Origin of the sequence: Moritella viscosa (genome assembly GCF_900120065.1) — a bacterium.
Taxonomy (GTDB): domain Bacteria; phylum Pseudomonadota; class Gammaproteobacteria; order Enterobacterales; family Moritellaceae; genus Moritella; species Moritella viscosa.
Window position 1 is genome coordinate 21,701 of record NZ_FPLG01000097.1, and the last position, 25,756, is coordinate 47,456.

The following is a 25,756-nucleotide window of genomic DNA, read 5'->3' on the forward strand; positions in this document are numbered from 1 at the left end:
TTGCCTGCATGCTTTACTGTGTTAGGTATTCTGTTTTTATTTATTATTATTTTTGTGATTATTAATGACACTATGTTGGTTTTATATAAATAAACCCTTGCAAACGCAAATGAGAATCGTTATTATTGGCTTGTTCTTCAGGAAATTCGTATTTGTTTCAGTAGGACAAGACATTGCTCACATTGCTTCCGGATTAATTTTAATCCATTACTCCTTGCAGGGTAAACCGAAATTTTTTTTCGGGCCGGTAGATCAAACTTCTTATCCCTCGATTATCGAGAAGTTTGGTTGATACCGGCTTTTTATTTTCTGCAACAAAGTCATTTTTTATTAACATAAATCAAACATTTTATTTATTCCATGATGTATTATTTTTAATCATCATGCCTTCTTTTTGCGCATAATATTATTTAGTTTAAGATTCTTTTCCACATAACCTAAAAGCAATATATAACTTTAGATCTTATAGTTTATATATATAAGTTATTGTTATTTAACTGTTTTAGTTGTGTGCATTAGCGATCTATATGTTTTGTTGATTTTTTTGATCGTCATTGTCAACAGAGTTATCCACAGTTAGATCAAGATCTATGATCGAGTGGTTAAGATCTGATCGCAAGATATATTTTTATCATCAACATAGCGAGAATTCACGGCTTGTGGCATGCTTAGCTTATTCATCATTTATTTCACTGAGTTTTATTTTATGTCTACGATCCCTAGCAATCCCCTCGTGCTTGTCGATGGCTCTTCGTATCTGTTCCGTGCTTATCATTCACCCCCGCATTTGACTAATGCTGACGGTATGGCGACGGGTGCTGTATATGGTGTCGTTAACATGTTAAAGAGCTTATTAACACAATTTAGTCCCAGTCATATCGCGGTTATCTTCGATGCTAAAGGCCCTACATTCCGAAATGAAATGTACCCAGATTATAAAGCGCATCGTCCACCAATGCCGGATGATCTACGTTGCCAGATCGAACCTGTGCATGAGATTGTTAAGGCATTAGGTTTACCGTTGATCTGTATTTCGGGTGTTGAAGCCGATGACGTGATCGGTACGATCGCCGCACAAGCCAGTGCCGAAGGTCGTGCTGTATTGATCAGTACCGGTGATAAAGATATGGCGCAGTTGGTTGATGAGAATGTCACGCTAATCAACACCATGACGGATACGGTATTGGATCCACAGGGTGTTAAAGATAAATTTGGTGTACCACCAGAGTTGATCATTGATCTGCTTGGGCTTATGGGTGATGCTGCCGATAATATTCCGGGTGTGCCTGGTGTTGGGGAAAAAACAGCGTTAGGTTTGCTGCAAGGATTGGGTAGCATTAAAGATATCTACAGTAACTTAGACGCTATTGCCCCTTTAGGTTTCCGTGGTTCGAAAACTCTCGCTAAAAAGATGATCGAGCATAAAGATAATGCGGAAATTTCTTATGCATTAGCGACGATCAAATTGGATGTTGAAACCGGTGTAACCCTTGATGATCTGGCCATCACAGAAACAGATACCGATGCATTAGCTGAGTTATACCAGCAGATGGGCTTTAAACGTTGGTTAGCGGCGTTAGTTGGTGGTGCTGATGCAACTAAACATGTGTATGCAGGTAAAGCCGCAAAATCGAGTTCAGCTGCAAGTGAGTCTGACAGTGGTGACCTTGTTGCACCTTGCACGATTGATCGCAGCAATTATGAAACGATTTTAACGCAAGCAGATTTTGATCGTTGGTTAGTGAAGTTACAAAAAGCTGATCTGTTTGCACTCGATACTGAAACGACTAGCCTTAATTACATGCAAGCTGAGTTAGTAGGGCTGTCATTTGCAGTTGCAGAAGGCGAAGCCGCTTATTTGCCGGTTGCCCATGACTATTTAGATGCGCCTGAACAGCTAGACCGTGATCATGTGTTAGCGTCATTAAAAGCGTTACTCGAAGACAGTAATGCAAAAAAAGTTGGTCAAAATTTAAAATACGATAAATCAGTGTTAGCAAACTACGGCATTAACCTCGCGGGTATTGCTTATGACACCATGATTGAATCGTACGTTTATAACAGTATCGCGACGCGTCATAATATGGACAGCTTAGCGGATAAATATTTAAATCATAAAACCATTAGCTTTGAAGAGATCGCCGGTAAAGGTAAAAAACAATTAACCTTTAACCAGATTGAATTAGAGCAAGCGTCACCGTATGCAGCTGAAGATGCCGATGTGACGTTACGTTTGCATAATGTACTGTGGGCGAAACTTGAAGCGGAGCCATCACTCGTTACTTTATTTAACGAGGTTGAATTACCACTCGTTAGCATTCTGTCTGGTGTTGAGCGCCAAGGTGTATTGATTGAGAAATCAAAACTCGATGCGCAAAGTGTTGAACTTGGAATTCGCATGCTGGATCTAGAAGCTAAAGCACACGAAATTGCTGAGCAACCATTTAACCTGAGTTCGCCAAAACAGCTGCAAGAAATTCTATTTGTAAAAATGGAACTACCGGTTATTAAGAAAACGCCAAAAGGCGCACCATCGACAGCTGAAGAAGTATTACAAGAACTGGCTCTTAATTATCCATTACCAAAAATTATTTTAGAGTACCGCAGTTTAAGTAAACTAAAATCAACGTATACCGATAAACTACCAACCTTGATTGAAGAAAAAACCGGACGTGTGCATACGTCTTACCATCAAGCGGTTACTGCGACTGGTCGTTTGTCTTCAAGCGATCCAAATCTACAGAATATCCCAGTACGTGCGGGTGAAGGCCGACGTATCCGTCAGGCATTTATTCCAGAAGCGGGTTACAAATATGTGGCAGTGGATTATAGCCAAATTGAATTACGTATTATGGCGCATTTATCACAAGATAAAGGGCTGCTAACGGCGTTTTCTGAAGGTAAAGATATTCACCGCGCGACGGCAGCAGAAGTATTTTCTGTTGAACTTGACGACGTCACGAGTGATCAACGTCGTAGTGCTAAAGCGATTAACTTTGGGCTTATTTATGGGATGAGTGCATTCGGTTTAGGCCGTCAGCTAAATATTCCACAAAAAGAAGCCAAGCAATACATGGCGCGCTATTTTGAACGTTACCCAGGTGTATTAACGTATATGGATGAAACGCGTAAAGTGGCTAAAGATAAGGGCTATGTTGAAACCTTATCGGGGCGTCGTTTATACCTACCTGAAATTAATGCCCGTAATAAAATGCGTCAAATGGCAGCTGAACGTGCGGCGATTAACGCACCAATGCAAGGGACAGCATCAGATATTATCAAGAAGGCTATGATTAATGTTGCTGGTTGGATTGAGACTGTAGAAGCTGACTCTATCCGTATGCTTATGCAGGTTCACGATGAATTGGTATTTGAGATCAAAGAAGAGCATGTGGATGACTACATTGTTAATATCAAAACCTTGATGGCGGCTGCGATGTCATTGGATGTACCATTACTTGCGGAAGCTGGTGTGGGTGATAACTGGGATGAAGCCCACTAATCTGGTATTAAGCATTAATTTTATTATATTTTGATTTAAAAAAAACCAGTCTCAGGACTGGTTTTGTTGTTTTTATACATAAAACAACGATGAAAGTGCGCTTTGTCACAAAAAATGTAACTAAATAACGTATTTTACTTTCTGTTGAAATAAGTTTGTCGTATATTAGCGGGGTAGGGTATGGAGGTTCGAAATTATATTTCAAACCTTTTGTTTCAAATTGAATTTATTATTCATCGCCACGTCAGTTATTGACGAGGCGTTTTTTTTGTCTAAAATTCAGCGTTTGAATTAGTCTTCGTTAACGTATTCAAAATCGCTATCGTCAAACTCTTCGTCGTCTTCACTTGGCATACCCGTCGCAGGCTCTAGATCATACCACTCGCATAGTTTGTTTTTCAGTACATCAATGCCAGTATGCTTCAACGATGAGAATGGTGCGACTGTTACGTCACCGCCAAATTCTTTTACCGCTTCTTTTACTTCTTTAACGGTTTTACTGCGAACGCCTTGTTTTAACTTATCAGCCTTCGTTAACAGTGCCATCACCGGAATATCAGAATCAATCGCCCAAAGAATTAATTGTTTATCTAAATCTTTTAATGGGTGACGAATATCCATTAATACCACAATACCTTTTAATGACTGGCGTTTTTGTAGGTATTCACCTAGGGCTTTCTGCCATTTTTTCTTTACTTCAAAAGGTACTTTAGCAAAACCATAACCTGGTAAATCGATGAGACGTTTGCCTTCTTCGATTTCGAATACGTTAATAAGTTGTGTACGGCCAGGTGTTTTACTGGTTCTCGCTAAACTTTTTTGGCGTGTTAGTGTGTTCAATGCACTTGATTTACCAGCATTAGATCGCCCAGCGAAAGCAATTTCAATGCCCGAATCGTCTGTTAGGTGGCTAATGTCTGGCGCACTAATCCTAAATGCAGCGTTTTCGAAGTGTATCTTTTTGTTATCCAATCTAATATCTCTCATTGAAATTGTGTTAAATGATTACTTTTTTTTGAAAATGTGTAAAATAGTCAAATAGAATAATAATAAGTGTAACATGTCACGCCGTGACATGGGATCGGAAGCTGAAAATAACAAGTGGAATGCTATGAAAAGTCTTGTCTTATCTTTTGCAATGTTAATCGGATTAATGGGTACCGCCCAAGCTGCAGGGGATGCAGCTGCGGGTGAAGCTATTTCTGGTACATGTGCAGCGTGTCATGGTGCTGATGGTAATAGTCCTGCAAGTATCTATCCTAAGTTAGCGGGGCAAAATGCTTCGTATATTGTTAAGCAGTTGAAAGATTTTCAGCTAGCGATGCAAACTGGTGGTGAAAAGGGTCGTAATGATCCAACCATGATGGGTATGTCTGCAATGTTAACTGAACAAAACATCCATGATCTTGCGGCGTTTTTTGCGTCGAAAACTATGAAACCTGAAGAAACACCTGAAGACGTTATCGCTGCAGGTCAGCAACTATACCGTGGTGGTGATATCGTACGTGGTATTGCTGGTTGTGCAGCATGTCATGGCCCGCGTGGTAATGGTAGTGAAACAGCTAAATTCCCGAAAATATCAGGTCAACATGCTGATTATATTAAAGCGCAGCTAGAGAAATTTAGTAGCCAAGAACGTGCAAATGACCAAAATGGTATGATGCATGATATTGCATATAAAATGAAACCTGCCGATATGGATATTATTTCTAAATATCTAGGTGGTCTTCACTAATCATTTTTGTTTAGTGAGTTCATTTTAATATCGTAAAAAACTCAGCTTCGGCTGAGTTTTTTATTTTCATCAGATCGGAATTATCTTTTTTCTTCCTCGCTTTTTTGATAGTCTGCGCTCACTTAAAGAATTGCCTCATTATGCCCTTAATAAAGACGGGTCAATTGACTATCTTTAAATAAGGCACGATACGATACCCGCTAATAAACAATGTGGCCAACAAAATTATTGTGGACCTTGTTATTAGACAGATTAAAGACAGAGAATACTATGACTCGTAAAAGAAAAGAACGCTCAGGCGGCCCGCTAGCTATTGCTAAATCAGATCGTAAAAAGCGTGAAACCAATACTCAAGCACTAGAAGCGCGTAAGCACAAACGTTTAAAAAAGCGTAAAGGTTTAACATCAGGTAATAAAACTACGGAAGCTGTAAAAGGTAAAAAAGGCACTGGGGGTTCACGTAAGTCGGGCGATCCAAGAGTGGGCAGTAAAGCTCCTATTCAATTGTTAACGACACCGACACCAGTTGCACAACCTGCGATTGTTAAAGTAAAACAGCCTAAAGCTGAAGTGAAGCCTGTTGCACCGGTATTAACGTTTGAGCAAGAGCTAGACAAACTAGAAAATGATGCACGCTTAAGTGGTCTATTACTACGTTTAGATAACAATGAAGTGCTAAATAGTGATGACCAAGCATATGTCGATGAAGGTGTAGATCGTCATGCATTCTTACTTGAAGAACTTGGTTATGCTGATGACGAAGAATTTGAAGAAGATTATGATGAAGATGAGTGGGATGAAGCGATGATGGCAGAACTTGATGCTAAAGCACTTCAAACTGATCATGAAAAATTATCAGAAGATGAATTATATGAGCGCTTCTTAGCAACAGAGAAGAAGTTAAAGAATAACGACGCTGAGGAATAATAATGCAAGCGAGTTGGATGATATTAATGGGCATCGGATGCCTGATCATTCTGGCATTATCAATGTATGCGGGACGTTTATTGTATCGTGTGAAAGCACAACAAGTGCAGTTGCTAAATCAACAAAATGAAGCAGTTGCTGCACGTAAAGTCCGCATTACTGAAAGTGTACAGATTATTGCTAAAGCGATGGGACGTGAAGAATGTGACCTGTCAGAAGGCACTATTCGTATCAGTAAATTATTGGCGGCTATACCTGCTGCAGAACCTGTTGATTGGTCTCTGCAATATCCTGATTTACATGCGTTTTATGATAAGATAAAACATATGCCAATCATGGATGCTCGCAGTGAACTCTCAAAAAAAGCACGTATGCAATTTGATTTAGACCGTTTTCGTTTTGAAGGTGAATATGCAGAACGTGTGCAAAAAGACGTAACCCGCTTAACTACGTTTGAATGTTAATAAATAACGGTGTTAATCGTTAATATTATGATGTAAGACAAACGGCATGATGTTTATTTTCGGCATACTGCCGTGATATGTCTTAGGGGATGAATATGCTAAATCAAAAATTAGTCTGGGATCAGGCTATGATCGAAAAATATAATTACAGTGGTCCAAGATATACATCTTATCCAACTGCGTTGGAATTTGATGAGTCTTTTGGTTATCAAGACTTCCGCTTTGCTTGCGAAGAAACACCTGATAAGCCGTTGTCATTGTATGTGCATATTCCTTTCTGCCATAAGCTTTGTTATTACTGCGGTTGTAACAAGGTCATTACCCGCCATCAGCATAAAGCCGATCCGTACCTTGATGTGCTTGAAGCTGAGATTAAGCAACAAGCTGCGTTTTTCAAAAACCGTAACGTATCGCAATTACATTGGGGCGGTGGCACTCCAACATTTTTAACTCAACCACAAATTCAACGTTTGATGAATGCGTTAAAAAACAGTTTTAATTTTGACGACGATGCTGAAATTTCGATTGAAGTTGACCCGCGTGAAATTGAACTCAGTACCATTGATTTATTAGCGAAAGTTGGTTTTAATCGTTTGAGTCTGGGTGTGCAAGATTTCGATAAAAAAGTGCAAGCGGCAATCAACCGTGATCAAGATGAAGACTTCATTTTTGCGCTTATCAAACGTGCTCATGAGCTAGGGTTCAAATCGACCAATATTGATTTAATTTATGGCTTACCACATCAAACCAAAGCAACTTTCCATAAAACCTTGGAGCGTGTGCTAGATTTAGACCCGGCACGTTTAACGGTATTCAATTATGCGCATTTACCAAGTTTGTTTGCTGGTCAGCGTAAAATGAAAGAAGAAGATATGCCGTCACCTTCTGATCGCTTAGCTATTTTAGAAGATGCGATCGCGTTTTTGACCGATAACGGTTATCAATTTATTGGTATGGATCATTTTGCAAAGCCTGATGATGAATTAGCGATTGCCCAGCGCGAAGGTATATTACATCGTAATTTCCAAGGTTATACCACTCAAGGTGAAACGGATTTGTTGGGGTTAGGTGTATCATCAATTAGCCAAATTGGTAATGCCTATTCGCAAAACCAAAAAGAACTTAAAATGTACTATAAGCAAGTGGGTGAGCTTGGTCATGCACAATGGCGTGGTGTGGGTCTGAATGATGATGATTCGATTCGTCGCGCGGTGATTAAACAGCTAATGTGTAATTTTGAGCTGGATATGGACAAGATTGCGGATACTTTCAAACTAGATTTTGCCACTTACTTTGCTGAAGACATGGCATTATTACAAACTTTCATTAACGATGAACTGGTTATTATTGAAGGTAATATGTTGCAGGTCGCACCGAAAGGAAAATTATTGATCCGTAATATTTGTATGTGTTTTGATGTGTACTTACGGCAACGTGCACGTCAGCAACAGTTTTCTCGCGTGATTTAATTTTATAATAGACATGCGCTAATATTAAGGCACCTTTGGGTGCTTTTTTAATGCCTGTTTGGATGTAATCGTTGTTGCTTAAGGAAAATAGTGCTCTAGGTTTTTTGACTATTAAGTTAGTATTGGTGACTTGATTTCATAGAAGTTAAATATACATAACTTAGCATCTATGTAATATTGTTCTTCGATAACATTATCTTATTTTATAAAATTATTAATGATAGACATAATTACAAAAAATGGAAATACGCCTATGAAAGCGATAGTCATTGATATTGATGATACGGTATTAGATTTTGGTTCTCGGTTACGTGAGTTTGTTAATCACCAATATGATAAAAAAGTAACTGGTAAACCCTTAGCATGGGATTTATGCGAGTGGTTAGGTGTTAAAGAAGGTCAAGATGTTACAATATTAAAAGAGTTTGCATCTAGTTGGCAGTTTGGTGCATTAGATGCGCTGCCGGGTGCATCTCGTATTTTAACTAAACTCATCCAAGAAGGTTATGATATTTTTTGTATTACCGCGTGTAGTCGAGATCCTCAGGTGGAGGCGCTGCGTCGAGCAAACATGTATCATTGTTTCGGTAATATTTTTCAAGATATCTTTTTTGTTGAGTTTGGTGAGTCTAAAGCGACTTATTTAAATAAGATTCAACAGACGCATGAGATTCATGCTTTTATTGATGATAAATATGATAATTTACTGGATGCGAAAAATGCAGGGGTTGATAACTGCATTATGATAAAACAACCGCATAATAAAGCGTTCAGAGAGAGAGTAACGAGTGCACATGACTGGTATGAAATTTCCTATATTATACAAACATGGCATGAAAAAACATGGTCGGTACAATAAGCTAGACTTAGCATTAGCGATTAAGTTCTCAGTTATGATATGTATCTGAGTTTTTTTCAATTTGTAGCTTTAATTAGTACTTATGACTTTCAGGTGAAAGTGGTACTATCTGTTTAATAGGTAACTTAAATTGTGTGGGATATGAGAAATCATGCAGCAACGACATACTGATATTATTAATCTTGTAAATGAAAAGGGACGAGCTTCTGTTGGCGAAATGTCAAATAAGCTGGGTGTTTCAGAGGTCACGATCCGTCATGACCTGAACAAGTTAGAGAAAGAAGGGTTCATCCGTCGTGTTCATGGTGGAGCTACTCCGCATAATACTGATAATGTTTCTCATCGTATTACTGTAAATTATGAGCACAAGCGTAAAATGGCTATGTGTGCAGCAAGCCTTGTTGAACATGGCGAAACAGTCATGATCGAAGGCGGTAGTGCTAATGCTTTATTGGCAAAAGAACTGGGAAAACGTAGTGATGTAACCATTATTACGCCGAGCAGCTATATTGCCCATTTAATGAAAGAAACTGATGTTAAGATTATTGTGTTAGGTGGTCTTTACCAGCATGAAAGTGAAAGCATGGTGGGTACCTTGACGCGTCTTTGCATCAAACATACTCACTTTACTAAGGCGTTCTTAGGCATTGATGGTTTGCATCCAAATACGGGTTTTACGAGCCGTAATATGATGCGTGCTGATGTCGGAGTGGCGATTTTAGAGAAAGGTGCACAAAATATTGTCATCACGGATTCTTCTAAATTCGGTCAAGTGCATAATACGCCATTATATCAATTTGATCAGGTTGATATGGTGATTACTGACGAAGATGCGTCGTTAGAATATGTACATTTATTAGAAAAACATAATATTAAAGTCGTAAAATAATCCTCCTCTACGACTAATTTAATCTATGCCAGTCAGGGCAGTTATAATATAACAATTCTGACTGGCATCAGTAACGGCTGTTATGTTATAATATAACACCTGTTTTACTGACCTCGTGTTTATACCATGTCTTTACTTTTATTTTTGAGCATCGCGACACTCTTCCTCGGCCCTTACTTATGTAAATTTGTCGGTTCTAAATCTGATCGTTTTGCTTTCTTTGATAGTTTTATCTTTGTTTCCATTGGTGGTTTGGTGTTATTCCATATCTTGCCTGAATTACTGGAAAGTGGGGGGATTGCGGTTCTCGGACTGATGCTCGTTGGCTTATTTGGCCCTGGCATGGTGGAAAAAATATTTCATAAAGTCGCAAAACAAACCCATTCTGTTACCTTAATATTAGGTGTATTAGGTCTAGTATTACACGCTCTCACCGATGGTGGTGCGCTTGCTATTGAAGATGATCAGACCGCTTATTTGTTGGCAGTCGGTGTGGTACTCCATCGTTTTCCTGTTGGTTTGACTGTGTGGTGGTTGTTACGTCCGCATTATGGCAGAGCGTTACCGTTAGCGGTATTAACGGCAATGTCAGTGGCAACTGTTGCTGGTACTTGGCTAGGTGGAGAACTGATCGCGCATGATAGTGGTAACTGGTTGATCTGGTTCCAAGCGTTAGTGATGGGCTCTATTTTACATGTCGTATTTCACCAGCCGTATAAACAGGAACATGGTGAAGAAACTCAACGTGATAAATTTGCCGCTGGTACGGGTAGCTTAATTGGTGCTATCTGTTTACTTGCAGTATTACTACCGCATTGGTTAGGTTATGCGCCGCATGATCATGGTTCGGAAGAAAGGGTGCTGGTATCACAGATAGCACCATCATCTGAGATACAGGCTGATATCAATTTAGATGACCATGCAGGGCACGATGACCATGTAGGGCACGATGACCATGTAGGGCACGATGACCATGCAGGGCACGATGACCATGTAGGGCACGATGACCATGCAGGACACGATGACCATGTAGGACACGATGACCATGCAGGGCATGTGCACGGCAGTGAAACAGCTGAAACCTTATTACGATTTGTGAGCTTGTCGTTACATGCGGCACCAGCGCTATTATTCGCTTATATCCTGACATGGCTGATTAACTTTGTGAAACCAGCATTTAATATGGTTGGGCAATTACGCAGTACTGGTTCAGTCGCTGGAGCATTAAAAGGCACGCTGATTGGTTTACCCCTACCAATCTGTATTCCAGATGCATCAAGCATGTATAAACAGTTGATTAAAGCGGGCTGCGGTTCTGCATTAGCTGTGTCATTTTTGGTAGCGTCGCCTGTGATAGGGTTTGATGCGCTACTTATTTCGCTGCCGTTATTAGGTGCTGAGTGGGTTGGTATTCGTTTAGTGATGGCGATTACTTTAGCGGTAACCTTGGGTTTATTGATTGGATTATTATTTAAGAAACATGATTTAAATACCGAAACGTGTGCGACACCTGAACAGTTAAAACAATCTACATCGCGTTTGAAGCATGCTTTTGAACATGGCTTTGCGCATTTAATTGATCATACCGCACCTTGGGTACTGTTTGGATTAATTGCAGCTGCAACATTTACCCCGACGATTGGTTGGCAGTTTTTACAGCAAGAACCTTGGTTACAAGTAGTTCTGGCGATCTTAATTGCGTTACCCTTTCATTTTTGTGCGACGGGTATTACCCCTGTATTAGCGATTATGCTTATTGCTGGTGTATCGCCTGGTGCGGTTGTTGCCTTTAGTTTAGTGGGACCAACGCTTAACTTAGATTTATACCGCTTTATTAAAGATAATCAAGGTAAGCACATTGCAATGGCTGTGGTTATGGCTATTGTCGCTGTGGCCTTGCTATTGGGTCTGGGGATTATGTATTGGGTACCTGAATTGCCTAAGCCCTGGTTAACGTTAGCACCACATTGGCAAGATGATTGGTGGCGTTATGTAAGCTTAGTTATTGTGACAGTGCTATTTGCGATAAGTATTTTACGTCGCGGTGCGCGTAGCTTTATGTTGGAATTATTACCACATAGTTTTAGAAATGCTAAACCGCACCATCATCACCATCATTAGACTTTAATATCAATCTTGTTTCTATGGGCACTACGTCGGTTGTGTAATCGACGCTCGTAAAGAGAACAATGATTTGATTGACGTTGCCGCCGCTCCTGGCGGTGACGTTGTTCCATAATAAACTCGCCTTTTACTTCTACCGTATCTATTAGACTGACTTCATTATTCATATTATCTAGATTCATTTCCATACTCGGCTCAATTGTTGTTATATCGGAATAGTTTTTGTTAATACTTACTTTTATGAGGGTGTCATCAAGCTCATAGTTTTTATATTTGCAAGGTTAAACTTGTTCTGGTTTACTAAGATTAGTATAACTAGGTGAAAATGTAATTTGAATTACTCCCACTCTTTGTATAGCAAACAGGATGTTTCTCGACAAAGCAATAAAGGTTTTTTGATGCCAAAGAAAGTGACGGATATTTTAACTCAAGATGAGCTTAATTTATTACAGGAAGTAATAGAGAGTCAGGCTGATGATGTTAGTCGTGAAGTATTTATTTCGCATATCTCAAAGAAAATGCTGAATGTATTAGCGCAATCTGATGACATTGTATTGGTAACGCAAAGCGAACAAAAGGAATTTCGTTTTCCGCTTTATCTTGTTAGTGATGGTTATAGTGATGAGCTAAAGGAGCTTGGTCCTCCTGATATTATTGACCATAAAGGTGGCGAAGGGCGTTATTGGCGCCTGTCGGATCCTAAAGGCTTAAAGATATTTGATCCGCAAGGTGAAGTATTATTGGGTGCAGTTCTGAACATATCGACGTCGGGTTTGTTTATGTTATGCAGTGCGCAGCAATTTTCGTCTATCGATTTTAACCTTAAGAAAGGTGATCGGGTGAACTTTTATTTAAAGATCCCACAACGTGGTTTTCATTTAGTTAAGGCTAATGTTGTGCGGATTGAAAATGAAAATAATAATAGCAAAGGGCTGGCGCTGAACTTTGATATTGATAATGACTTAGCTTTGATACTCCATAATTATATTATTGAAAAACATGATTCACTGAATTAGTAAGCGGTGCAGTTAACTTAAAGAATAAGTTAACTGCTTAAGTATGATTAATTAATATCGAGTTCCTTCAACTTACGGGTGAGAGTATTACGACCCCAACCCAGTAGTTTTGCTGCATCTTGTTTATGACCTTGTGTGTACTCGAGTGCGGTTTGTAACATGATTCGTTCAAAATCGGGCATTGCTTCAGCAAGGATATCACTCTGTCCTGATGCGAGTTGCTGTGCAGTCCAGGTTTTCAATTGTGTGCGCCAGTCGCCACTTTGAGCTGCGCTACCATGACTTATTAAGGGGGATTGTTCTTCAGTGATCTCAGAAGGTAAATCAGCAATGAATATTTCTTGGCCACTGGCCATCACGGTTAACCAACGACAAATGTTTTCAAGTTGGCGAACGTTACCGGACCAATGATGATTAGCTAAATAGGTTTGTGCTTCTTTACTGAGAATTTTGGTTTCGACACTTAGTTCTTTACCCGCTCTGATTAAAAAATGATTGGCGAGTTTAGGAATATCTTCTCGACGTTCATTTAACGATGGAATATGAATACGGATGACGTTCAAGCGATGGAATAAGTCTTCGCGGAAACTACCATCAGCGACTTTCTTTTCTAAGTTTTGATGCGTTGCTGCTATGATTCGTACGTCGACACTCACCGGAGAATGGCCGCCTACACGGTAAAACTGTCCATCAGAAAGCACACGCAATAATCGCGTTTGAATATCAATCGGCATATCCCCGATCTCATCTAAAAATAGGGTACCGCCATTAGCTTGTTCAAAGCGACCATTACGCACACCTGCAGCCCCCGTAAAGGCGCCTTTTTCATGACCAAAAAGTTCTGATTCAATCAAATCTTTGGGAATTGCAGCCATGTTCAAGGCAATGAATTCGTTATTTACGCGCGGGCTGTGTTTGTGTAGCGCTTGCGCAACTAATTCTTTACCTGTACCAGATTCACCATTAATTAATACGCTAATCGAAGAACGTGATAAGCGACCGATAGCGCGAAAAACTTCCTGCATGGCTGGTGCTTCACCAATAATTTCAGTCACTGGCGCCACTTTATTATTTTTACGACGGTTTTTGCTTTGCTCTTTGGCATGGGTCACTGCGCGAGTAGCCAAGGACACTGCTTCATCAATATCAAACGGCTTTGGTAGGTATTCAAATGCGCCGGCCTGATACGCATTGACTGCGCTGTCGAGATCGGAATGGGCCGTCATAATGATGATTGGGAGATCTGGGTGAATGGCATGTACTTTATTCATTAACTCTAATCCGGTCATTTCTGGCATGCGGATATCAGAAATAATGATATCTGGCTGTTCGAATTCGAGTTTATTTAATAAAGCATGCGCACCACTAAATGCAGAGGTTTCAAATTTCTGTGACTTTAATGCTTTGTCAAGAACCCAGCGGATAGAACTATCGTCATCGACAATCCAAACTGTTGCTGTTGTCATAGTTTAATCCTTTATTTTCTTAGTGGCAGATAAATGGCAAATTCGGTATGGCCTGGCCAGCTATGACACTCAATTTTACCCTTGTGTTGCTTAATCAGGTTTTGAGCAATAGAAAGGCCAAGTCCGGTGCCGCCTTCACGAGCAGTAACCATTGGGTAGAACAAGGTATCTTTAATATGCTCTGGAATACCAGGTCCGTTATCAATGATTTTTATTTCAGTACATAAGCGATATTTCTGCCCTTGGATATTCACTTGATGTGCTGTGCGCGTAATAATTTTAATGATGCCATGTTCTTTTAGTATTTGAATGGCATTACTAATGATATTAAGTAGTGCTTGTTGTAATAGGTCTGGTTCCATCTCAAAATCAGGTATTGATGGATCATAATCTCGCTCGATGATAATGCCTGGCGGTAAATCGAACTCGACTAATTGTTTTACTTTTTCAATGACGGAATGAATATTTAAAATGGTTTGTTGACCAGGCTTTTGTGGCCCTAATAAACGGTCAACTAGGGTCCGTAATCGATCGGCTTGTTCGATGATAATACCGGTAAATTCTTTTAATTCCGGCGTTGGTAGCTCTTTCTCTAACAGTTGTGCGGCGCCACGTAATCCCCCGAGTGGGTTTTTAATTTCATGGGCTAAGCCACGTACTAATTCTTGCGCAGCTTGCTGCTGTACATGTTGATAAAGTTCTTGGCTAATTTTCTTTTGTAAATCTATTTGTCTTGCTTCAATTAGAACACAGATTTCCGAGTTAAAATTCGTTAATGTTGCTGAAATTTCGACTAATAGTTGGCGATCATCAATGACTAATGATACTTCATTATCAGTAAATCCTTGCCCTGTTTTAATAATGCTTGTCAGTAACGAAAGGTCGAGTGTTGTATGTTCGATGATATCCGTGAGCTTCACATCAAGCACACGACTGGCACTGGAGCCTAATAGTTGTTCACCTGCTGGATTGAGATATTTTATATACAGATCATGATTGAGAACGAAAACTGAAGAAACTAAGTTATTCAGTAATGACTGCTGAGGTTCTGGGATCATTATCATGGCACTTCCTTATTAGGATAAACATCCCGTGACTGAACGCACCAATTTGGTGCTTACTTTAAAATATTACTGTACAGCGTGGTGAAATTAAAGCGGAAATGCTTAGTTGGCCTTAAATCTATGTAAATAAACAGTAATGAGCTCTGATGATGCAATTACCTTGCCTAAGTTGTTAATTATTTGTAACTGTAATTTATGCGTACCAATGGGTACATTTGTGACATTAAATTGGTGCTTAATTTGTTCACTATGAGTAATGCCATCAATTAATAAACGAATATTTGAACCGTATTGTAGTGTAGAACTGAGTGTCGCTGAGACTGTGATTTCGCCAGTATTACTGCGTATTGTTTGTTGATTGCGTGGTGTACTGATATGAATGCTAATTGGCGAGACTGGTTTATCATTTACTGTGGTATTTGCATGGCTTGCTTTGGGTGTGATTGATTGAGTAAGAGAATCAATGGAAGGGGGGGTAAGCTTCACATTAATTTCTTTGGCTGATGCGGGTTTACTTTCATCATCCGAAAAATGGGTAATACCTTGTTTATCAGTCCATTGATAAATAGCGGCAACACTGGCATAGCTTGTGATTGTTAATATGAATAATATTACGTGTTTCATGGCGACATCCTGTCTTTGGTTACTTGATTTGTATGGTTATTTTCACCTAATTACATTTGTTTAACAAATAAAAAACCCGCTAAGTAGCGGGTTTTTTATATTAATTTGAATTAATAAGAAATTATACGCTGTAGTACATTTCAAACTCAACTGGGTGAGTTGTCATGTTCAGTCTTTCAACTTCTTCTTCTTTTATTGCAATGTAAGCATCGATAGTATCGTCAGCCATTACATCACCAACAGTTAAGAAGTCACGGTCAGTATCTAGTGCTGATAGTGCTTCTTGTAGTGAAGAGGCAACTTGTGGAATCTCTGCTGCTTCTTCTGCTGGAAGGTCGTATAAATCTTTATCCATTGCATCACCAGGATGAATACGGTTTTTAATACCGTCAATACCAGCCATTAACATTGCAGAGAATGCTAAGTATGGGTTTGCTGCTGGATCTGGGAAACGTACTTCAATACGTGTCGCTTTTGGCGATGGTACGATTGGGATACGGATTGATGCAGAACGGTTACGCGCTGAGTAAGCTAGCATTACTGGTGCTTCAAAACCAGGAACTAAACGTTTGTACGAGTTAGTTGCTGGGTTAGCAAATGCGTTAATTGCTTTTGCGTGCTTGATGATACCACCGATGTAATAAAGTGCAGTTTCAGATAGACCGCCATACAGGTCACCAGAAAAAATGTTTTCGCCATTTTTCTGTAGTGATTGGTGACAATGCATACCTGAACCGTTATCGCCTACAAGTGGCTTAGGCATGAATGTTGCTGTTTTGCCATAAGCGTGTGCAACATTATGGATAACGTATTTAGTGATTTGCACTTCATCCGCTTTTTCAACGATTGAGTTATATAGTGCTGCAATTTCGTTTTGACCGGCTGTTGCTACTTCATGGTGATGTGCTTCAACTGTTAAGCCCATTTCTTCCATTATTAAGCACATTGCGCTACGGATGTCTTGTGCAGAGTCAACTGGTGATACTGGGAAGTAACCACCTTTAACACCTGGACGGTGACCCATATTGCCGCCTTCGTACTCTTTATCAGAGTTCCAAGAAGCTTCTTCAGCGTCAATTTTGTACATGCTACCTGACATGTCAGTTTTGTACTTAACATCATCAAATAGGAAAAACTCTGGTTCAGGACCGAAGAATACATCATCAGCGATACCGGTTGAGCGTAAATATGCAAGTGCACGTTTTGCTACTGAACGAGGGTCACGGCTATAACCTTGCATTGTTGCAGGCTCTAGTACGTCACAACGAAGGTTCAGTGTTGTTGCTTCTGTGAACGGGTCAAGTACGGCTGTTGCCGGATCTGGCATTAAAATCATGTCAGATTCGTTGATGCCTTTCCAACCTTCAATTGATGAACCATCAAACATTTTACCTTCTTCAAAGAAGCCGGCATTAACTTGATGATGTGGTAGAGAAACGTGCTGCTCTTTACCTTTAGTATCTGTAAAACGTAAATCTACAAATTTAACGTCTTGTTCTTTAATTAGAGCTAATACGCTTTCTGCTGACATAAAAAATAACCTCCGGTGTCATCAATATGATGGCTTCATTTAAAATGGCTGACTGTAAACAATCATAATTTTAATAATGCCATATATGTGCCAACTATTTAAGTTGTTGATTTTAATGTTTTAATGTACTCGTTATTCCTTGCCTTAACCTATTGTTGCACGAACACTGTGCGTTGGCTGCACTTTTTTGGTGCAAAGATTATAGCGGTAAATAAACGCATACATTTACTATTACTAACTTCGATATTATGGTTTATTTTCAGGGATTACCAGTAAAATCGTATTCAAATATAGTTGATAAAATGTATCACCTGTAAGACAGATTACTCACGGTGTGATACGGCTTATATTTATTTATATTTTGTGTGCTAAAAGCCCATTCAGTGGCTATCGCTCGATTTTTAAATAAAATAAATTACAATCATTTTACTCTGCGCCAAAATTTTGTTAGGTAGATCACAGCGGGGCGGTTACAATACCGCCTAATTTTTACCCATATAAAATATATAGAGGCATCACAGTGCTAGATAAACTACGCAACATTGCGATTATCGCTCACGTTGACCACGGCAAAACGACTTTAGTTGACAAATTATTAGAACAGTCAGGTACGTTAGAAACACGTGGTGGTAATGAAGAACGTGTAATGGATTCCAACGATCTTGAAAAAGAACGTGGTATTACAATTCTTGCAAAAAACACTGCAATTACTTGGAAAGATTACCGTATCAACATCGTAGATACTCCAGGACACGCCGATTTCGGTGGTGAAGTTGAACGTATTATGTCTATGGTAGACAGTGTTTGTTTAATCGTTGATGCAGTTGATGGCCCAATGCCACAAACGCGTTTCGTAACACAAAAAGCATTCGCACACGGTCTTAAGCCAATTGTTGTTATCAATAAAATTGATAAGCCTGGTGCTCGTCCTGAATGGGTAATGGATCAAATCTTTGATTTGTTTGATAACCTAGGCGCAACTGATGAACAGCTTGACTTTAAAGTTGTTTACGCTTCAGCTCTAAATGGTTGGGCTAACGCTGAATCAGAAGAAGCAACAGAAAACATGGAACCTTTATTCCAAGCTATCGTTGATGGTGTTGCTGCACCAGAAGGCGATCGTGACGGTGATTTCCAAATGCAAATCTCACAACTTGATCACAACGCATATGTTGGCGTGATCGGTGTTGGTCGTATAACGCGTGGTTCTGTTAAAGTAAATCAACAAGTTACTATTGTTGGTTCTGACGGTAAAGAGCGTAAAGGTAAAGTTGGCCAAGTATTAGGTTACTTAGGTCTTGAGCGTCATGATGTTGAACTTGCACAAGCGGGCGATATTATTGCAATCACTGGTTTAGGCGAACTTAAAATTTCTGACACTATCTGTGCACAGAACAATGTAGAAGCGCTTCCACCGTTATCAGTTGATGAACCAACTGTAACAATGACGTTCCAAGTAAATAACTCACCATTCTGTGGTAAAGAAGGTAAATTTGTTACATCACGTAACATCCTTGACCGTCTGAACAAAGAGCTAGTACATAACGTTGCACTTAAAGTAGAAGAAACTGCTGATCCAGATAAATTTAAAGTATCAGGTCGTGGTGAATTACATTTAGGTATCTTAATTGAAAACATGCGTCGTGAAGGTTTCGAGCTAGCAGTATCTCGTCCTGAAGTTATCGAACGTATGATTGATGGTAAGCTACATGAACCAATGGAAACATTGACTGTTGATTGTGAAGAGCAACATCAAGGTTCTATCATGGAACAGTTAGGTATCCGTAAAGCGGAACTAACTAACATGACTCCAGATGGTAAAGGTCGTATTCGTTTAGACTTCATCATCCCAAGCCGTGGTTTAATCGGTTTCCAAACTGAATTCTTAACAATGACATCTGGTTCTGGTCTTCTATACCATAGCTTCGATCATTACGGTCTACATAAAGGCGGTACAATTGGTCAACGTCAGAATGGTGTATTAATTTGTAACCAAACTGGTAAAGCTGTTACTTACTCTTTATTCTTCTTACAAGATCGTGGTCGTCTGTTCTTAGGTCACGCTACAGAAGTATACGAAGGTCAAATTGTTGGTATTCATAACCGTGCTAACGATTTAACAGTTAACTGTATTCGTGGTAAGCAGCTTACTAACGTACGTTCTTCTGGTACTGATGAAGCACAAACGCTTTCACCAGCGATCATCTTGACTCTTGAGCAAGCGCTTGAATTCATCGATATTGATGAATTAGTAGAAGTTACACCAAAAAGCATTCGTATCCGTAAGAAACTTCTTTCAGAAAACGAACGTAAACGTGCTAGCCGTCCAGCTAAATAATAATAGTTAATTAAGGTTATTATTTAATAATCTTGGCGCTATTATAAAAAAAGGTGATACTTAGGTATCACCTTTTTTTTACCTTAAAATTACCAGAGAGGGAACCTGTGGTTAAGTCATCTTATCAACATCCGTTACTGCTATTGTTGGCAAAAACTAAAACCGTGTTGTGGTTGTTCTTGTCAAATTGCTTTGCATTTTTGCGCTATTTAGGTCAACGCGTGAATGATGACCGGATCACGGTTAACGCCAGTTCGTTGGCGTATACAACGTTACTTTCTCTCGTCCCATTAATCACTGTCGTTTTTTCTGTGATGTCGGCTTTTCCTATTTTTGAAAGTTGGCAGCAAAGTGTTGAAGCATTTTTATATACCAATTTAGTGCCACATGCTACGGGGACGATTCAAGAATACCTACAGGATTTTGTTACCAATACAGGGAAAATGACCTCCATTGGCTCTGGTGCGTTATTTATGGTGGCATTGCTGTTAATTAATACCATTGATAAGCATATTAATCATATTTGGCGATGCAAAATTGAACGTAGTTTCTTTTTATCATTTGCAGTGTATTGGTTGATATTAACTTTTGGTCCATTATTTATTGCCATTAGTTTAGGTATTTCGTCTTATTTATTATCCTTATCGTTTGTTTCTGATGTGACAGAAGTGACTGGGATTGTTAGCCTGTTAAAGCTGGTGCCTGCCTTGCTGGGTACATTGGGTTTATTTGTGATGTATGTGGTTATTCCTCATCGTCACGTTCCGTTACTTTATGCATTTATTGGCGCCTCGATTAGTGCTTTGTTATTTGAAGGTATCAAACGGATTTTTACTTGGTATTTAGTACAATTTCCCTCTTATGAAGTGATTTATGGCGCATTAGCAACTATACCTATCTTATTAGTTTGGATTTACCTATGCTGGTTGATTGTCCTACTTGGGGCTGAAATTACAGCGTCATTAACAGAATTTGATGAGCATAAAAAAGCACAGGTTAAATTGCAAAAACAGTCACAAAATCAACAGCAAAAACATCTATCTATGGATGACAGTTCTGGCTAAGTAAGGCAAAGTTAATATTGCAAGTGGGTTAACATTGCTGCGCTAATGTTAGGTTCAACTATCAACCTTTAGTGTCTTTTGTTGTGGATAAGAGGTTGATATTGCTATGATTGGACTGTACCCAGCCATCCAGCATTATGCTGAACATTATTTATCTGTAAGTCCACTACACAGTATTTATATTGAGGAAGTGGGGAATCCTAATGGTATACCACTATTATTTCTGCATGACGGTCCCGGTAAAGGGGTTCTAGAAGATGATAGACGTTTATTCGACCCTAAGCTATACCGAATAATTTTGTTTGACCAACGTGGCTGTGGGCGCTCTAAACCGTATGCCTGTATTGAAGACAATACCACCCAAGATTTATTGCAGGATATTAGTGCTATCTTAACGTTGCTAGGTATTCGCCGTTGCGTATTATTCGGTGAAGGGTGGGGGGCTACGTTAGCGCTGTTGTATAGCTTGAGCCATCGAGATAAGGTACAAGGCTTAATACTACACAGCTTATTTTTAGCGCGTAATCAGGATTTAACGTGGCAATTTTCAGCGTCGGGTGGTGCCGCACAGTTATTTCCTGATCATTTTAAGCAACTGGTTAGCCGTGCTAATGGAAGAGATTATGGTGCCTTACTCTCTGCATATAGTCAGTTATTAGTCAGCGATAATGAAATAGAAAAAATGGCGGCGGCAAAAGCTTGGGTAGAGTGGCAAGCGCAAATTGGTAATCCACATCCTGAGTTCCGCAGTAAAGTTGATCTGATTGATGCTGATGTGGCGTTAAGTATGTCGACGCTACAATGTCATTATTTTTCGAAAAATTGTTTTATTTCTGACAATTATATTTTTAAGTGTCTAGACTCATTATCACATTTACCGATAATTATGGTGCATGGGCGCTTTGATATATCTAATCCGTTGGGGCCTGCGTACGAATTATGTCAGCACCTCTCATTAGCTAAGCTGCTTATTGTGCCTCATGCGGGTCATTTTGATTGTGAACCAGGCATGATAGATGCGTTACGAAAAGCGACAGAACTCATGGCTGAGATTATTGCGTTTGAGTTTGTAAGTGATTAATTTCAGGAGTTTCGGTATTATCAATAACATTAAATTTTAATAATGATTATTGAGGAATGGCATGATCGCATTGATCCAGCGTGTGCGCAAAGCAGATGTAACCGTTGAAGACGAAGTTATTGGTAAAATAGGCCAAGGCTTAGTGGTGTTATTGGGCATCGAGAAAGGTGATACCGAGGCGAAAGCCAAGCGTTTATGTGAAAAATTATTAGCGTATCGTGTTTTTAGTGATACAGACGATAAAATGAATTTAAATGTTCAACAAGTCAATGGCGAACTGTTAGTGGTATCGCAATTTACCTTAGCGGCAGACACTAATTCTGGTACAAGGCCGAGCTTTTCTACTGCTGCTGCTCCCGCTGATGCTAATCATTTATATGAATATTTTGTTGGTCAATGTCATCAAAAAGAAATAACGACAGAGACTGGGCGCTTTGCTGCAGATATGCAAGTGTCGTTAGTCAATGATGGACCGGTTACTTTTTGGCTGCAAGTGTAGACAGCAACCATGAGTGATAATAGACAAGGAGAGAATATGTTTCACGTGCATATACCTGAAACGGAACAAGAGTTAGAAGATTATTATCATTTACGCTGGTCGCTATTAAGAGCACCATTACAACGTCCGCGTGGTAGCGAAAAAGATATCTATGATGAGCACAGCGAGCATCGTATGATCTTGAATAATGCAGGCACACCCATTGCTTGTGGTCGGATTTATACCGCGGGTGCGGATGAATCTCAGATTCACTATATGGCGGTTGATCCTAGTCACCGTAAGCAGGGTTTAGGCAGTTTACTGATTTCGGCTTTAGAAGATGAAGCCTACAAGGCTGGTAGTGAACGGATTGTCATGAATGCGCGTGTCGAAGCTGTGCCATTTTATGAAAAATGCGGTTTTTCTTTAGTGGGCAGTGGCCAAGTTAGTGAAGGTGTTCGTCATCGTCAGATGATTAAAGAAGTGAACGCCATGGATAAGATTTTACGACATCCAGATTGGTGTGCAGAACTACAACAAGAATGGGCAACTAAGATCCCGATTAGCCAACACATGGGCATTAATATTCGTCAGTACAGTGGTTGGCGATTTGAAACGGCGGCGCCATTAAATGCGAATGTAAATGTTCACGATACTATGTTTGCTGGCAGTATTTATAGCCAAGCGACGCTAACAGGCTGGGGATTAGTCTGGTTAATGTTAAAAGAACAGGGCTTACTGGGAAATATCGTACTGTCTAAAGGTAACATTCATTATAAACGCCCCATTAATTTGGAGCCCTTTGCGGTCGCACATAAATACAGGATGAAGGGCAGTTTTCTGGAATTATTAGAAGGACGTAACGCCAAGTTAGATATTGATGTTGACGTTTACAGTGGACCTAAATTAGCTGCAGTTTTTAGTGCTACCTTTGTGGTGATACCTGTCGGTGCATAATGTTTGACCGTTTATAAAATGGCAAATTAAGCGTTAGAATAAATGTCTTTGTCTGCCATCCAACGTTGGGTGATTGCATGGGCATTATTAGGATGCTGTTGCAGTAAGTGGCGAGCAATATTTTGAACCAAAGGGATAAGTTGTTGGTCGCGTACTAAATCTGCGACTTTCAAGTCGGCAATACCGGTTTGTTTACTGCCGAGCATTTCGCCTGGGCCACGGATCTCGAGGTCTCGCTGTGCAATTTTGAACCCATCTGTGGTTTCTCGTAATACTGATAAACGCTTACTGCCAGTATCGGAAAGCGGTGCGTGATAAAGTAATACGCAGTGACTGGCGACTTTTCCACGGCCGACACGACCACGTAGCTGATGTAATTGTGCGAGGCCTAAACGTTCTGGGTTTTCGATAATCATCAAACTTGCATTAGGCACATCAACACCGACTTCAATAACCGTGGTTGCGACTAATAAATCCAATTGTTTGTTTTTAAAAGCTTCCATGACGTATTGTTTTTCAATGGCTTTCATCCGGCCATGTACTAAACCAATACGTAAATCGGGTAATTTTTTCTGTAAATCATTAGCGGTATCTTCAGCTGCTTGGGCCTCTAACACCTCTGATTCTTCAATGAGAGTACATACCCAATAGACTTGACGGTCTTCATTCTTAACGGCTAATTCCACTCGTTCGATGATTTTTTCTCGTTTACTATCTGGCATCACCACTGTGGTGATCGGAGTACGTCCAGGCGGTAATTCGTCAATAACCGAGGTATTTAAATCAGCATAAGCGGTCATGGCTAAGGTTCGTGGAATTGGGGTTGCAGTCATAAATAATTGGTGCGGGTATAAACCACTGACCGCACCTTTCTCACGTAGAGCAAGGCGTTGCTCGACACCAAAGCGGTGCTGCTCATCAATAATCACTAAGGTTAAATTTAAAAATTTGACCGCGTCTTGAAAAATGGCATGGGTGCCGACAATCATCTGCGTTTCGCCACTCGCAATGGATTCTAACTCTGCTTCCCGGGCTTTACCTTTTTGTTTACCGGATAACCAACCGACTTTGATACCCAGTTGATTGAACCAGCCTTTGAAATTAAGCGCATGTTGCTCGGCTAATATCTCAGTTGGTGCCATCAATGCCACCTGATAGCCACTACCTATTGCCTGTAACGCCGCTAGCGCTGCAACTAGAGTTTTTCCTGACCCTACGTCACCTTGCACTAAACGCATCATAGGATAGCCTTTCTGGAGGTCCTGTTGGATTTCACCGACAACACGTTGTTGAGCATTAGTTGGGGTAAAAGGTAGTTGAGCTAAAAATTTGTCGGTGATTTTTTTACTGGGTTGCAATTGAACTGCTGGATGTTGCTGCATTTTTTTGCGTAATTGCAGCATGCTGATGTTTTGTGCCAGTAGCTCTTCAATAATAAGGCGTTGCTGTGCTGGGTGTTGACCCTGCTCCAGTAATTCAAGCGAGACATCGGGTGTTGGTCGATGTAACAGTTGAATGGCATGGTTTAACTCGATTTGTCCGGTATATAGGCCTTTTGGTAGCAACTCTTGCAATGTCGTCTGAGTAAGGTGCTGCAGTGCTTGGTCAGTCAGGTTACGCAAGGTTAGCTGCTTTAAGCCATCTGTTGAAGGATATATTGGCGTCAGCGTTTCTTCACTCATCTCTGAGCCGGTAGTATGAGCGAGTTTATATTCAGGGTGGACAATTTCATAACCAAAGCGACCACGGCGAAATTCGCCAAATGCAGTGATGGTTTTACCTACATTGAAACTGTTTTTTTGTCCGGCATTAAAATGAAAAAACAGCAAGGTGATGATACCTGTGCCATCGTTGACTTTACAAGACATGATTTTGCGTTTACCGAACGTGACATCGCAACTGACGATCTCGCCTTCGATAGTACCGTGTAGACCGGGTAAGAGATCTTGAATCGGATAGATGGTCGTACGATCCTGATATCGGCTTGGCAGATGAAAAAGCAGATCCTGAACCGTGATTAAGTTCAGTTTTGCTAATTTTTCGGCCATTTTGGCCCCAACACCTTTTAATTCGATAACCGGGATCTTATCTAGTCGCATAATCACTCTCGAATCCACTGTACATATACACATATATTATCAGAAGATTTATACTCAAGCTACTACGAT

At 40.0% G+C, this 25,756-nt stretch carries 21 protein-coding genes; 14 read left to right on the forward strand and 7 right to left on the reverse strand.

The genetic code is table 11. The annotated features are described in order from the left end of the window. Nucleotides 1-706 precede the first annotated feature (706 nt). Nucleotides 707-3,502: a DNA polymerase I gene (gene polA / locus BT797_RS14265; RefSeq protein ID WP_075472612.1), complete on the forward strand. Its 2,796-nt coding sequence runs from the start codon at nt 707-709 to the stop codon at nt 3,500-3,502. Nucleotides 3,503-3,793: 291 nt separating this feature from the next. On the opposite strand, the gene yihA is transcribed toward polA, so the two are convergent. After that, a complete protein-coding gene (gene yihA, locus BT797_RS14270) occupies nt 3,794-4,474 on the reverse strand; it encodes a ribosome biogenesis GTP-binding protein YihA/YsxC (protein ID WP_244534198.1) in 681 nt (226 codons plus the stop codon). A 139-nt stretch (nt 4,475-4,613) separates the two neighbouring features. Here yihA and BT797_RS14275 point away from each other — a divergent pair, with 139 nt between their 5' ends. The 7 genes from BT797_RS14275 (at nt 4,614) to BT797_RS14305 (ending at nt 11,966) form a co-directional block, all read left to right on the forward strand. Continuing rightward, nucleotides 4,614-5,237 (forward strand): c-type cytochrome, encoded by a 624-nt coding sequence (locus tag BT797_RS14275; protein ID WP_211705506.1) that lies wholly within the window; start codon nt 4,614-4,616, stop codon nt 5,235-5,237. A 270-nt stretch (nt 5,238-5,507) separates the two neighbouring features. Next, on the forward strand, nt 5,508-6,164 hold the full coding sequence (gene yihI, locus BT797_RS14280; protein ID WP_075472614.1) for a Der GTPase-activating protein YihI: 657 nt from the start codon (nt 5,508-5,510) through the stop codon (nt 6,162-6,164). A gap of 2 nt (nt 6,165-6,166) precedes the next feature. Then, nucleotides 6,167-6,628 (forward strand): DUF2489 domain-containing protein, encoded by a 462-nt coding sequence (locus tag BT797_RS14285; protein WP_075472550.1) that lies wholly within the window; start codon nt 6,167-6,169, stop codon nt 6,626-6,628. Between the two features lie 95 nt (nt 6,629-6,723). Next, nucleotides 6,724-8,097: an oxygen-independent coproporphyrinogen III oxidase gene (gene hemN / locus BT797_RS14290; protein WP_075472552.1), complete on the forward strand. Its 1,374-nt coding sequence runs from the start codon at nt 6,724-6,726 to the stop codon at nt 8,095-8,097. Nucleotides 8,098-8,350: 253 nt separating this feature from the next. Then, nucleotides 8,351-8,956, forward strand: coding sequence for a 5' nucleotidase, NT5C type (locus tag BT797_RS14295; protein WP_045108586.1), 606 nt, complete (start codon nt 8,351-8,353; stop codon nt 8,954-8,956). 151 nt (nt 8,957-9,107) lie between these two features. Further along, complete coding sequence (locus BT797_RS14300; RefSeq protein WP_045108587.1) at nt 9,108-9,845, forward strand: DeoR/GlpR family DNA-binding transcription regulator; 738 nt, start codon at nt 9,108-9,110, stop codon at nt 9,843-9,845. 126 nt (nt 9,846-9,971) lie between these two features. Beyond that, nucleotides 9,972-11,966 (forward strand): permease, encoded by a 1,995-nt coding sequence (locus tag BT797_RS14305; protein WP_075472554.1) that lies wholly within the window; start codon nt 9,972-9,974, stop codon nt 11,964-11,966. Here the strand turns inward: BT797_RS14305 and BT797_RS14310 are convergent. Next, nucleotides 11,963-12,157 (reverse strand): hypothetical protein, encoded by a 195-nt coding sequence (locus BT797_RS14310; RefSeq protein WP_075472556.1) that lies wholly within the window; start codon nt 12,155-12,157, stop codon nt 11,963-11,965. The genes BT797_RS14305 and BT797_RS14310 overlap by 4 nt on opposite strands. A 210-nt stretch (nt 12,158-12,367) precedes the next feature. Here BT797_RS14310 and BT797_RS14315 point away from each other — a divergent pair, with 210 nt between their 5' ends. Beyond that, nucleotides 12,368-12,985 (forward strand): PilZ domain-containing protein, encoded by a 618-nt coding sequence (locus BT797_RS14315; protein WP_045108589.1) that lies wholly within the window; start codon nt 12,368-12,370, stop codon nt 12,983-12,985. 47 nt (nt 12,986-13,032) lie between these two features. Here the strand turns inward: BT797_RS14315 and glnG are convergent, their stop codons facing one another. From glnG to glnA, 4 genes are all read right to left on the reverse strand, one after another. Continuing rightward, nucleotides 13,033-14,451, reverse strand: coding sequence for a nitrogen regulation protein NR(I) (gene glnG / locus BT797_RS14320; RefSeq protein ID WP_075472558.1), 1,419 nt, complete (start codon nt 14,449-14,451; stop codon nt 13,033-13,035). A gap of 11 nt (nt 14,452-14,462) precedes the next feature. Continuing rightward, the gene (gene glnL / locus BT797_RS14325) at nt 14,463-15,515 is read right to left on the reverse strand and encodes a nitrogen regulation protein NR(II) (RefSeq protein WP_045108591.1); all 1,053 of its coding nucleotides are present in this window, start codon (nt 15,513-15,515) and stop codon (nt 14,463-14,465) included. Nucleotides 15,516-15,617: 102 nt separating this feature from the next. After that, nucleotides 15,618-16,139, reverse strand: a complete 522-nt coding sequence (locus tag BT797_RS14330) for a DUF4124 domain-containing protein (RefSeq protein ID WP_075472560.1) — start codon at nt 16,137-16,139, stop codon at nt 15,618-15,620. A gap of 121 nt (nt 16,140-16,260) precedes the next feature. Continuing rightward, nucleotides 16,261-17,670, reverse strand: coding sequence for a glutamate--ammonia ligase (glnA, locus tag BT797_RS14335; protein WP_045108593.1), 1,410 nt, complete (start codon nt 17,668-17,670; stop codon nt 16,261-16,263). 520 nt (nt 17,671-18,190) lie between these two features. Between glnA and typA the strand changes: the two genes are divergently transcribed. The 5 genes from typA to BT797_RS14360 all read left to right on the forward strand — a co-directional run bounded on the left by typA (nt 18,191) and on the right by BT797_RS14360 (nt 23,588). After that, on the forward strand, nt 18,191-20,008 hold the full coding sequence (typA, locus tag BT797_RS14340) for a translational GTPase TypA (RefSeq protein ID WP_045108594.1): 1,818 nt from the start codon (nt 18,191-18,193) through the stop codon (nt 20,006-20,008). A 107-nt stretch (nt 20,009-20,115) separates the two neighbouring features. Then, nucleotides 20,116-21,072, forward strand: a complete 957-nt coding sequence (locus BT797_RS14345; protein ID WP_045108595.1) for a virulence factor BrkB family protein — start codon at nt 20,116-20,118, stop codon at nt 21,070-21,072. A gap of 106 nt (nt 21,073-21,178) precedes the next feature. Then, a complete protein-coding gene (gene pip, locus BT797_RS14350; RefSeq protein ID WP_075472562.1) occupies nt 21,179-22,153 on the forward strand; it encodes a prolyl aminopeptidase in 975 nt (324 codons plus the stop codon). 61 nt (nt 22,154-22,214) lie between these two features. After that, nucleotides 22,215-22,652 (forward strand): D-aminoacyl-tRNA deacylase, encoded by a 438-nt coding sequence (gene dtd, locus BT797_RS14355; RefSeq protein ID WP_045108597.1) that lies wholly within the window; start codon nt 22,215-22,217, stop codon nt 22,650-22,652. A gap of 36 nt (nt 22,653-22,688) precedes the next feature. Next, nucleotides 22,689-23,588, forward strand: a complete 900-nt coding sequence (locus BT797_RS14360; RefSeq protein WP_045108598.1) for a bifunctional GNAT family N-acetyltransferase/hotdog fold thioesterase — start codon at nt 22,689-22,691, stop codon at nt 23,586-23,588. A 26-nt stretch (nt 23,589-23,614) separates the two neighbouring features. Here BT797_RS14360 and recG read toward each other — a convergent pair whose 3' ends face one another. Continuing rightward, on the reverse strand, nt 23,615-25,687 hold the full coding sequence (recG, locus tag BT797_RS14365; protein ID WP_045112348.1) for an ATP-dependent DNA helicase RecG: 2,073 nt from the start codon (nt 25,685-25,687) through the stop codon (nt 23,615-23,617). Between the last annotated feature and the right edge of the window lie 69 nt (nt 25,688-25,756).